The sequence below is a fragment of the Phormidium pseudopriestleyi FRX01 genome (assembly GCF_017313335.1).
GTDB lineage: Bacteria > Cyanobacteriota > Cyanobacteriia > Cyanobacteriales > Laspinemataceae > Laspinema > Laspinema pseudopriestleyi.
Genome location: NZ_JAFLQW010000477.1, coordinates 1 through 10,430, shown reverse-complemented (window position 1 = coordinate 10,430; position 10,430 = coordinate 1). Strand labels below are relative to the sequence as shown.

At 44.7% G+C, this 10,430-nt stretch carries 10 protein-coding genes, 1 tRNA gene and 1 pseudogene; 9 read left to right on the top strand and 3 right to left on the bottom strand.

The window, feature by feature from the left end; genetic code table 11:
• Positions 1–444: 444 nt before the first annotated feature.
• A tRNA-Thr gene (locus J0895_RS18250) sits at positions 445–516 on the bottom strand.
• 149 nt (positions 517–665) lie between these two features.
• Positions 666–797, bottom strand: a complete 132-nt coding sequence (locus J0895_RS26495; protein WP_277989866.1) for a hypothetical protein — start codon at positions 795–797, stop codon at positions 666–668.
• Positions 798–802: 5 nt separating this feature from the next.
• Here J0895_RS26495 and ureE point away from each other — a divergent pair, with 5 nt between their 5' ends.
• From ureE to J0895_RS18205, 9 genes are all read left to right on the top strand, one after another.
• A complete protein-coding gene (gene ureE, locus J0895_RS18245; RefSeq protein ID WP_207089429.1) occupies positions 803–1,246 on the top strand; it encodes an urease accessory protein UreE in 444 nt (147 codons plus the stop codon).
• Between the two features lie 89 nt (positions 1,247–1,335).
• Positions 1,336–2,019: an urease accessory protein UreF gene (locus tag J0895_RS18240; protein ID WP_207089428.1), complete on the top strand. Its 684-nt coding sequence runs from the start codon at positions 1,336–1,338 to the stop codon at positions 2,017–2,019.
• A 107-nt stretch (positions 2,020–2,126) separates the two neighbouring features.
• Positions 2,127–2,723 (top strand): urease accessory protein UreG, encoded by a 597-nt coding sequence (gene ureG, locus J0895_RS18235; protein ID WP_207089432.1) that lies wholly within the window; start codon positions 2,127–2,129, stop codon positions 2,721–2,723.
• 339 nt (positions 2,724–3,062) lie between these two features.
• The gene (urtA, locus tag J0895_RS18230) at positions 3,063–4,361 is read left to right on the top strand and encodes an urea ABC transporter substrate-binding protein (protein WP_207089427.1); all 1,299 of its coding nucleotides are present in this window, start codon (positions 3,063–3,065) and stop codon (positions 4,359–4,361) included.
• Between the two features lie 148 nt (positions 4,362–4,509).
• Entirely contained in the window at positions 4,510–5,667 is a 1,158-nt protein-coding gene (locus J0895_RS18225; RefSeq protein WP_207089426.1) for an ABC transporter permease, read from the top strand.
• Between the two features lie 35 nt (positions 5,668–5,702).
• Positions 5,703–6,950, top strand: coding sequence for an urea ABC transporter permease subunit UrtC (gene urtC / locus J0895_RS18220; protein ID WP_242541398.1), 1,248 nt, complete (start codon positions 5,703–5,705; stop codon positions 6,948–6,950).
• A gap of 66 nt (positions 6,951–7,016) precedes the next feature.
• Positions 7,017–7,772 carry an urea ABC transporter ATP-binding protein UrtD gene (gene urtD, locus J0895_RS18215; protein ID WP_207089425.1) on the top strand — a complete coding sequence of 252 codons (756 nt, stop codon included), beginning with the start codon at positions 7,017–7,019 and terminating at the stop codon, positions 7,770–7,772.
• 95 nt (positions 7,773–7,867) lie between these two features.
• Positions 7,868–8,566: an urea ABC transporter ATP-binding subunit UrtE gene (urtE, locus tag J0895_RS18210; protein ID WP_207089430.1), complete on the top strand. Its 699-nt coding sequence runs from the start codon at positions 7,868–7,870 to the stop codon at positions 8,564–8,566.
• A 323-nt stretch (positions 8,567–8,889) separates the two neighbouring features.
• Positions 8,890–10,245, top strand: coding sequence for a DNA cytosine methyltransferase (locus J0895_RS18205; RefSeq protein WP_207089424.1), 1,356 nt, complete (start codon positions 8,890–8,892; stop codon positions 10,243–10,245).
• On the opposite strand, the pseudogene J0895_RS18200 reads toward J0895_RS18205, so the two are convergent.
• A pseudogene (locus J0895_RS18200) lies at positions 10,230–10,430 on the bottom strand (BsaWI family type II restriction enzyme); the annotation flags it as partial. The gene J0895_RS18205 and the pseudogene J0895_RS18200 overlap by 16 nt on opposite strands.

Here is a 10,430-nt window from a genome sequence, read left to right as displayed (position 1 = left end):
TTCTTAGCCATAGTTTTGAGCAATTTTTAACCGATTTTTGACCCAAATTATGCGGGGTTTCAGAGTTGATAGGACTTCCGCAAATCCAGAGAGGACTTCCGCATTGCCGCTATATCTGTAGGACAGATTCGCTTGGATGGCCCTACAGGGTTTAAAGCAATGCGCAGGCCCCTAGGGGCGCTTCCCGAAGCGCCCCTACAGAGGGTTTGGAGACCCTACCCCTACATCACCGGATAGGGTTTGGAGACCCTACCCCTACATCACCGGATAGGGTTTGGAGACCCTACCCCTACATGAAACAACGATTGAGCGTCATTAAATTTACCACCTTGACAGGGCTAGGTTTAAAGTCCTCTGCGTCAGTCCGCATAGTGACTTCTGACAGACCTTCCCCTTGTGACTGGCGATCGCCTTTGGATTGCTATTTTAACGATTTTAAATGAAAGCCGATGGCGGGATTTGAACCCGCGACCGCCTGATTACGAATCAAGTGCTCTACCACTGAGCTACATCGGCATGACTGACATTAGATGATTGTAGCAGGCTTTTTTTGAGTTGGCTAGAGGGTTTAGCAGATATTTTTTAGGAATGTTGTGAACCGTTCCGAGGACGCCGGTACAGTCAAGGCAAGACCCCAGTTGAGAAACCCCGTTTTTGGTCCCTGATCACAGTTGAATGCAAAACTGTTTTGAGGGAAATCTCTGAGAAAAATTCGGGTTGGATTCAAAGGCGATCGCCGCAATGGTAGGATTTGGTACAACCCAGTCCCCCAACTTCACAGCTTGCTGTTGATCCATTGCTAATGTTGACCTTAACCCACTGTTTGCCACCAGATCCCGAGGCGGCGATCGCCTTGACCCTTTCCCTCACCGCAGACGATCGCACTCGCAGTCGCCATCGGTTTGAAACCGAGGAAGGAGAAGAAGTTCATCTGAAGTTACCCCGAGGGACAGTTCTAAGCGATGGCGACTGCCTCACCTGTGACCAAGGAAACATCATCGTTCTTGTCACTGCAAAACCCGAACCCACCCTGATGGTTACCGCTGATACTCCCCTGGATTTATTACGCGCTGCCTATCATTTAGGAAATCGTCACGTTCCTTTAGAAATTAAACCGGATTATTTACGTTTGACCGTTGACCCGGTTTTAAAAGCTATGTTAGAACAATTAGGATTAACGGTTCAAGAAGAAATGGCTCCATTTCATCCAAAAATAGGAGCTTATCACTCCCATCATGATCATTAATGGCGGTCTTAATTTGTCATTTAGTGTTAAATTCACCGCGACAAGATAAGCTAAAAATTCCCAAACTAACTGATATTACCCCTTAATTTATGGTTACTAATTTTTCATTATTATCTTTGTTGCAACTGGCGAGTCCGGCATTACCTGTGGGCGCTTATAGCTACTCTGAAGGGTTAGAAATGTTAGTAGAACGCGGCATTATCAACAGTGTAGAAAACCTTCAAAATTGGATTAAACAGGAATTGCACGAAGGGGCGATTTATTTAGATGGAGCCGTGATGGTGAGAGCCTTAAATGCAGCCCATACAGGCAATTGCGGGAAGGTAAAAGAGTGGAATCAATGGTCATCGGCAACCCGAGAAACAGAAGAATTGCGAGAACAAAGTTGGCAGATGGGAAATGCGTTACTACGGTTATTAATGAGCATATTGCCGGTAGAAGACCGAGTTGAAGTTACCGCATTGGGTGAGGAGGATTGTAATTTTGCAGTAGCTTTTGGGATTGCTGCTTCCTATTGGCAGATTCCCCCGGATGTGGCTTTATTGGGATATTTACACAGTTGGACTTGTAATTTTATTGGGGCTGGGGTGAAACTGATTCCCCTGGGTCAAACGGCGGGGCAACAGCTATTATTTAACTTACAACCCAATCTTGTGATGGCAGTTCAAACGATTTTAAGGGTAGAAGATGATAACCTCAGCAGTTGCACTTGGGGGCTAAGTTTAGCCAGTATGCAGCATGAAACTCAATATTCCCGATTGTTTAGGAGTTGAAGCTGTGCTGTTGGTCATTGGTCATTGGTCATTGGTTGTTGATGACAAATGACCAACCCCAAATGACTAATGACTAATGACCAATGACTTTAAAATTTAACCTGATTATGAGTTCATTTCGTGTCGGAATTGCGGGTCCCGTTGGTTCAGGAAAAACAGCGTTAGTGGATGCATTGTGTAAGGCGATGCGCGATCGCTATAATTTGGCGGTGGTGACAAATGATATTTACACCCAGGAAGATGCTCAATTTTTGGTGCGGTCTCAGGCCCTTGAAAAGGAGCGAATTATGGGGGTAGAAACGGGAGGATGTCCTCATACGGCGATTCGGGAAGATGCCTCGTTGAATTTAGCAGCGATCGCCCAACTGGAACGGCGTTTTTCGACCTTGGATTTGGTCTTTGTAGAAAGTGGTGGTGATAATTTAGCGGCGACTTTTAGCCCAGAGTTAGTCGATCTCACGATTTATGTGATTGATGTAGCTGCTGGGGATAAAATTCCCCGCAAGGGAGGGCCAGGAATTACCAAATCTGATTTGTTAGTGATTAATAAAATTGACCTTGCGCCTTTAGTGGGGGCAGATTTGGGGGTGATGGAACGGGATAGCCAAAAAATGCGCGGCAGTCGGCCCTTTACTTTTACTAATTTGAAGACCCAAGAAGGACTGCAAGCTGTGATTGATTTTATTGAGGCTAATCTGGTTTAAAAACTGACGGGTTTGTGCAGGTACTGTCGCTATATTTGAAACTCGGTTCAGGGTGGGCGATCGCATCAATTGCGATCAAACCCCTGGACTGATGAGTATCTTAACTCGGTGCTTATAGGGTATGTTAAGGACCATAAAGCTACTGTTACCCCTCGACCTCACAATTGTTAGAAATCGCAACATTGTCACAAATTGGCTCAGACTAGATATCAGAGGTCTAAGGCTTGAATATTTAGAAATTTTCTGTATCAAGAAATACAACCTGTTTCCGAGAACATCGCTTTAATATCAAAGCTCTGTAGGAGCGAGTCAATGCCAAATAAGAGTGCAAAAAATACTATGACACATCGACTTGGACGGCGTAAATTTCTGCTTTATGGTACTGCTGCCCTAGGAAGCAGCATTTTGCTGAAAGCTTGTACCGAGGCTAATGTAGCGGAAACTGATGCAGCAACTCCGGAGGCAGGTGGTGGCGTAGATACAATTAAGGTAGGAATCCTCCATTCCTTAAGTGGAACGATGGCGATTAGCGAACAAAGTGTCGTTGATGCAGAACAGTTGGCGATCGAGGAAATTAACAACGCCGGAGGGGTTCTCGGCAAGAAAATTCAGGCGATCGTCGAGGATGGGGCATCGGATTGGCCCACCTTTGCCGAAAAAGCCAGGAAACTGATTGATCGGGATCAAGTGGCGACGGTTTTTGGCTGCTGGACATCCGCCTCGCGTAAGGCAGTGTTGCCCGTGTTTGAGTCGAGTGGTCATATGTTATGGTATCCCGTGCAATATGAAGGCCAGGAATGTTCTAATAACATTTTCTATACCGGGGCAGCCCCTAATCAACAGATTGAACCAGCAGTGGATTGGCTGTTAGAAAATAAAGGCCAGCAATTCTTTCTTGTTGGGTCTGATTATGTCTTTCCCCGCACGGCGAATACAATTATTAAGGCTCAACTCGAAGCCAAAGGTGGACAAACCGTGGGAGAAGATTATATCCCCCTGGGCGGCACGGAAGTTACGGCGATTATGACCAAAATTCAAGCGGCTTTGCCTGACGGTGGCGTGATTTTTAATACCCTAAATGGAGACAGCAATGTTGCCTTTTTCAAACAGATGCAAGGGGCTGGGTTGAATCCGGACCGATATCCCACGATGTCTGTGAGTATTGCGGAAGAAGAAGTGCGGGCGATCGGGACAGAATATCTCAAAGGCCATTATGCCGCCTGGAATTATTTCCAATCGGTAAATAGCCCAGAAAATCAAAAGTTTGTGCAGGCATTTAAGTCAAAATACGGTCAAAATCGGGTGACGAATGACCCAATGGAAGCCGCTTACATTATGGTTTATTTGTGGAAACAAGCGGTTGAACAAGCGGGAACGGCAGATGATATTGAGGCAGTCCGTAAAGCCGCTGTAGGACAAACCTTCCAAGCTCCAGGCGGTCTGGTTACTCTCCAAAACAACCATCACCTGTCGAAAACGGTCCGCATTGGTGAAGTTGGGGATGATGGAATGTTTAAAATTGTCTCCGAAAGCCCTGCCCCGGTTGACCCAATTCCTTGGAATCAATATGTGGCAGATACGAAGGGCTATTCCTGCAACTGGTCAGACCCCTCTAAAGGTGGCAAGTACATGATGTAAAAATTGCCTAGTCTTGGCAACGGTAACGTTTAGAGTTTAGAGAGGCAAAGAAAACTGAAAGTAAATTCTTCTTGACCGATTTAAACTCTAAACGGTTATAATTTAGAAAAAAATAAACGCTTCATGGAGATAATTTCAATCAAATATAATGGCACTAATTTTACAGAGTCTGTTTAATGGCCTTAGCATTGGATCGGTTTTATTAATTGCTGCATTAGGATTAGCTATTGTCTTTGGCATTATGGGTGTGATTAATCTCGCTCATGGGGAATTGATGATGCTAGGAGCATACACGACATTTGTTGTCCAAAATGTGTTTAGAGGATTTGGAGAACCCTGGTTTGGATTCTATATTATTGCTGCACTGCCTTTGGCCTTTTTAGTGGCAGGTTTAGCAGGAGTTCTCCTAGAACGGGGGGTAATTCGATACCTGTATGGACGACCTTTGGAAACTCTCCTGGCAACCTGGGGGGTGAGTTTAATTTTGCAACAATTGGTTCGCAGTATCAGTTGGTTGATGTGTATTCAAATTGTGGTGTTTTGTCTGCTATTTTTTGGCGGATTGTGGGGGGTGAAGCGGCGTCCAGATTTTGAGCGGATTCGCAATTGGGCGATCGCCATTTTGCTGCCTCTTTCTGCTGGAATTACCGTGGCACTCGGTGCGATTTTAGGGAATGCCGTGGGATTAGCGCTCACTCAACCTTGGTTTGGCGCACAAGGGGTCGATGTGACGGCACCGGGTTGGTTGCGCGGGGGGATCCCGATTGGTAACTTCCAACTCCCTTATGTCCGGTTATTTATTATTGCCCTAACCGTTATTTGTGTGGTGGGAATTTACCTGTTTTTGTGGCGATCGCCCTGGGGATTGCGAATTCGTGCGGTGACCCAAAATCGCAGCATGAGTGCTTGTCTAGGAATTCCCACCCAAAAAGTGGATACCTTAACCTTTGCGATCGGTTCCGGATTAGCGGGAATTGCCGGTTGTGCCATTAGTTTACTCGGTTCCGTTGGACCCAATACAGGCCAAAACTATATTGTGGATGCGTTTATGGTGGTGGTTGTCGGGGGAGTTGGCAAAATTATTGGAACCGTTGTAGCAGCACTTGCCATTGGATTGGTGAACTACCTCATTGGTTCGGGAATTTTCATTTCAATGGTTTCCCCTGAGAGTGCTTTATTTGATTTTTTGACCTTTTTTGCCACCACGAGTATGGCAAGAGTGATGGTATTTGTGCTGATTATTCTGTTCTTACAACTCCGTCCAGCCGGACTGTTTCCTCAGAAGGGACGCACCGTTGATGCCTAGATTGAAAAGTCAGTTAAACGAAGTAAAAAAACGGCATGAACAACGATAAATTCCCAGAGAAATTGGAAGACAAGAAAGCTAAAGAAAGTTCAGCTAATAACAGTTCTATTGAACGATTTCTCCAATTAAAGGAAAAAATTAATCAGATTAAGAAGCAGAAACCGCGATTATTTGAACTCTCGGCGATTGGGGTAGTGGCTTTAATATTGATTGTCGTTATGCCGCTAGTCTTGTCGGATTTTCGCTTAGATTTGTTACATCGGTATTTAGCCTTGGCAATCGTTGCCTTGGGGATTGATTTGATTTGGGGTTATACGGGATTACTGAGTTTGGGACATGGGATATTTTTTGCCCTGGGTGGATATGCGATCGCCATGCACATCAAATTACAAATTCCTGAAACCGCCAGCAGTCAACTTCCCGAATTTATGGGACTCTATGGGGTGACGGAACTGCCTTGGTTTTGGAAACCTTTTTCATCCTTTCCTTTCACTGCGATCGCCATCATCTTAATTCCAGGCATCCTCGCCGCCTTTCTCGGGTATCTCGTCTTCCGAAACCGCATCCGAGGCGTCTACTTCTCCATTCTCACCCAAGCGGCTACCATCGTTTTTTTTAACTTCTTCAACGGACAACAAAAACTCTTCAACGGCACCAACGGACTCACAGATTTTCAAACCCTTTTTGGTTTAAAAATCTCTGACCAAAATACCCAATATGGGTTTTATATCCTCACCGTCATCCTATTAGCGGGTTCCTATCTCCTCTGTCGCTGGCTAACCTCGGGACGCTTTGGACGCTTACTCATTGCCATTCGTGATGATGAAAGTCGCGTCCGCTTTTCCGGTTACAATCCCACGGGATATAAAGTCTTAGTCTTTGCCATTTCTGCCGCTTTAGCTGGACTCGGAGGTGCACTTTTTACCCTCAGAGCAGGTATCATTTCCCCTAGAGCAATGGATATTGCCTTTTCCATTGAAATGGTAATATGGGTTGCGGTAGGCGGTAGAGCCACCTTAATTGGAGCCATCCTCGGAGCCTTATTAGTCAACTATGGCAAAAGTTTTTTAAGCGAACAATTCCCCGAAATTTGGCTGTTTTTCCAAGGCGCACTCTTCCTGATTGTCGTCTTAGTCCTTCCCAGTGGCATCGTCGGCTGGTTGAGGACTGAATCGGGTAATTTCCTCCGCACAATTACCAGAAATCCTCGGTATGTGATTACCTATCCCCAATTAGCAGAAGACCCCGAAATTCAACGGGAGCGTGAAACCCTAGAACCTTAAAACCCTCTACTCCCGATGAGTTGACTCGGGAAACAGTCTAGTCATCAAGTGTTAGAGAGAGAGTCCGTGAACGAGAACATCTTAGAAATTGAAAACTTAACCGTTAGTTTTGACGGATTTAATGCCCTCAACAACTTGACATTTACCATGAATACGGGGGAGTTGCGGGTCATTATTGGTCCTAATGGTGCCGGAAAAACCACCTTTTTGGATGTGATTACCGGAAAAGTTAAACCCACCCAAGGAAAAGTTTTCTTTAAAGGGCGAAACCTCCGCAAATATTCTGAAGATAGTATCGCTCGGTTTGGCATCGGTCGCAAATTTCAAACTCCCCGGGTTTATTTGAATCTCACCCCTAGGGAAAATTTGGAAATTTCCTGTAATCGGAATAAAAATGTATTTCAAACATTACTGAAACCGACCCCGGCATCGGAGCATAATACGGTCAAAACCTTGCTGGAAACCATTGGTTTGGTCGCTAAAGCGGATATTGCTTCGGGATTACTCTCCCACGGAGAAAAGCAATGGCTAGAAATTGGGATGTTACTCGCTCAGTCTCCAGATTTACTGCTCGTTGATGAACCCGTGGCGGGTTTAACCGATGAAGAAACCGCTCTAACGGGGGAATTACTGATTTCCTTGGCTCAAAGTCATTCGATTATTGTGATTGAACATGACATGGAATTTGTGCGACAAATTGCCCGCAAAGTCACGGTATTACATGAGGGTTCGGTACTCTGTGAAGGGAGTATCGAAGAGGTGAAAAATGACCCCAAAGTGATTCAAGTCTATTTGGGAAGTACCGAGGAACATGAAGAATAAGCCAGATTAAGACCCTATAAAACCTGACAATAAAGTTAATGAACTCAATTGATAATTTAGGAAAAAACCAGTTCACCGAACCCGACCATAATCGGATGCTGCAAGTCTCTGGTCTGAATGTTTATTATGGAGAAAGTCACATTTTGTGGGATGTGGATTTGACCGTATCTCGGGGACAAATGGTCTGCCTGATTGGACGGAATGGAGTCGGCAAAACCACTCTGTTAAAAACAATTATGGGATTACTGCAACCTCGGAAGGGACAAATCTATTTGGAGGGTCAACCCATCATCGATAAATCGAGCGATCGCCGCGCTAAAATGGGGATTGGCTATGTCCCCCAAGGGCGGGAAATTATTCCTCGGTTGACGGTGAAAGAAAATTTAATTTTGGGCTTAGAAGCACGACCCACTCGGCCTAAAACTCCGGAAATTTCTGATGAAATCTTTGAATTATTTCCGGTTTTAAACCAAATGTTGCATCGGATGGGTGGAGATTTGAGTGGAGGACAACAACAACAACTGGCGATCGCCCGCGCCTTGATGGGAAATCCCCGCTTACTCATCCTCGATGAACCCACGGAAGGCATCCAACCTTCGATTATTTTAGAAATCGAAGCGGCAGTGCGTCGGATTATCCAATCAAAAGGCATTTCAGTCCTGTTAGTAGAACAGCATTTGCATTTTGTCCGAGAAGCAGATTGGTATTATGCCATGCAAAAAGGAGGAATTGTTGCCTCGGGTTCTACTGAAGAACTCAGCCATGAAGTGATTCAAAAATTTCTAGCGGTTTAACAATAGCTCATCTTTTTTGAGGAGAAGGCACTATAAGCTGTTCAGCATCTAAATTGGGTGTTTCTAGCGAGCAAGATGCTCGCACTCCAAGGGGTTCATGATTTTCTACTCTCCAATTTAGACAGGTAACAGCTTATTCACTAAATTGAGGGAGTCTGATGCCACTTTAAGAAGGATACAGAAGGGGGGTCTTGAACCTTACCCCGCCCCTTTTGTGTCCTTAAGGGTGATAAGTTTCTATAGTTAGTTGCAAAAGTTGATAAAATAGACACTACACCCAGACTACAAATAAAAGTAGAGGGGCAAAAAAAAGTAAGGTTATTATGAACGATCGCCCATTTCTATCCATCGATCTATTTGCTGGCGCTGGAGGGATGACAACCGGATTTAAAAAACAAGGATTTAAACTGTTGTTTGCAAATGACTTTGATAAAGCAGCGCTTGCCACTTTATCCCATAATCATCCAGAAGCGATGACATCTTCTGAATCTATTGAATGTTTGAATCCATTTGAGCTTCGTCAAAACTTGAAGCTCAGAAAAGGCGATTTAGATATTCTTCTGGGTGGGCCTCCCTGTCAAGGCTTTTCAACTTATGGCAAGAGAGACCCTCAAGATCAGAGAAATCGACTATACCGATATTTTTTAAATTTTTTAGAAGAATTTAGGCCCAAAGCATTTGTTCTGGAAAATGTGGTAGGCATCCTCTCCCTAGAAGGGGGTCATGTGGTTGAGGATATTGTAAATCAGGCTGAAAAACTAAACTATGGGGTGTCAGTTATTACCCTTGATGCAGTAGACTTTGGCGTTCCTCAGTTTAGAAAGCGGGTTTTCATCCTAGGTGGGAGCAATCATCAAAAAATGCAGCCTCCCTGCACCACTCATGGGATTAGCAAAAATACCTCAAAACCCGGCTCAAGTCCTTATCAGCTTTCTCTATTTCCAGAAACTTTTGAATCTAACTATCAACCCGTTATTACTGTTTCAGAGGCAATTGGGGACTTACCGGAAGAGGTTTTACCCCCTCGCTTAACCCACGAATCAATACCTTACCCTCCTGTCAGTGGTTTGAGTCGCTACCAGCAGGAATTAAGAAACAAAAGGGGTGCAATTTTGCATCACTCAGCTAAACGGATGATGGGAATTCGTCGCCTGCGCCTTGCTCTGATGCGCCCTGGAGATTACGGAACAGAAATTTCTTCTCGACTTAAAGAAGGAGGGCTTTCTCGGGAACTCATTGATCAATTGTTGCAAGGTGGAAATGGATTGAGGGATATTCATGAATGCCGGAGGCAAGACCGAGAAAAGGCGGAAAAACTGCGAGAAATTCTTCAGCAAGGGAATATGGATATTCAAGGGGTTTTACAGTCTCTGGATTCGGGAGGATTTGCTAATAAATACCGTCGATTAAACTGGAATGCACCGTCGCACACCCTGGTCGCTCACATGGCACGAGACTGCTCAGATTTTATCCATCCAGAGTTTGATCGCTTTATTTCGGTAAGGGAATCGGCTCGCCTTCAATCTTTTCCCGATCACTACTTTTTTGATGGCTCTCAATTTCAACAATTTAAACAAATTGGGAATGCAGTTCCTCCAAAACTTGCGGAGGCAATTGCCGTAGAAGTTGGTCGTTTTCTGGGCCAGACCCTAGGGCAGATTTCTTATGCTAGAAATTGAACAAAAGGATCGGGAGTTGTATTGGAAAAAAACACGTAGATTTTTTTTCCACTTGAGGTTATTTGGGGCGAGGGAACAGTCCGAGTATTATAACTAAAACAAGCACTAAAATCTCCATGTTCTTCAACATAGCGACGCTTGTCACTGGGATTGTTCGGTGAACCCAGCTCTCCGCGATTAATTAA

What these genes read in the sequence shown, in the direction of transcription:
- urtA (WP_207089427.1), top strand. Translation starts at nt 3,063, where the DNA reads ATGACACATCGACTTGGACGGCGTAAATTTCTGCTTTATGGTACTGCT.
- ureG (WP_207089432.1), top strand. Translation starts at nt 2,127, where the DNA reads ATGAGTTCATTTCGTGTCGGAATTGCGGGTCCCGTTGGTTCAGGAAAA.
- J0895_RS18225 (WP_207089426.1), top strand. Translation starts at nt 4,510, where the DNA reads ATGGCACTAATTTTACAGAGTCTGTTTAATGGCCTTAGCATTGGATCG.
- urtE (WP_207089430.1), top strand. Translation starts at nt 7,868, where the DNA reads ATGCTGCAAGTCTCTGGTCTGAATGTTTATTATGGAGAAAGTCACATT.
- urtC (WP_242541398.1), top strand. Translation starts at nt 5,703, where the DNA reads ATGAACAACGATAAATTCCCAGAGAAATTGGAAGACAAGAAAGCTAAA.
- J0895_RS18205 (WP_207089424.1), top strand. Translation starts at nt 8,890, where the DNA reads ATGAACGATCGCCCATTTCTATCCATCGATCTATTTGCTGGCGCTGGA.
- ureE (WP_207089429.1), top strand. Translation starts at nt 803, where the DNA reads ATGTTGACCTTAACCCACTGTTTGCCACCAGATCCCGAGGCGGCGATC.
- J0895_RS26495 (WP_277989866.1), bottom strand. Translation starts at nt 797, where the DNA reads ATGGATCAACAGCAAGCTGTGAAGTTGGGGGACTGGGTTGTACCAAAT.
- J0895_RS18240 (WP_207089428.1), top strand. Translation starts at nt 1,336, where the DNA reads ATGGTTACTAATTTTTCATTATTATCTTTGTTGCAACTGGCGAGTCCG.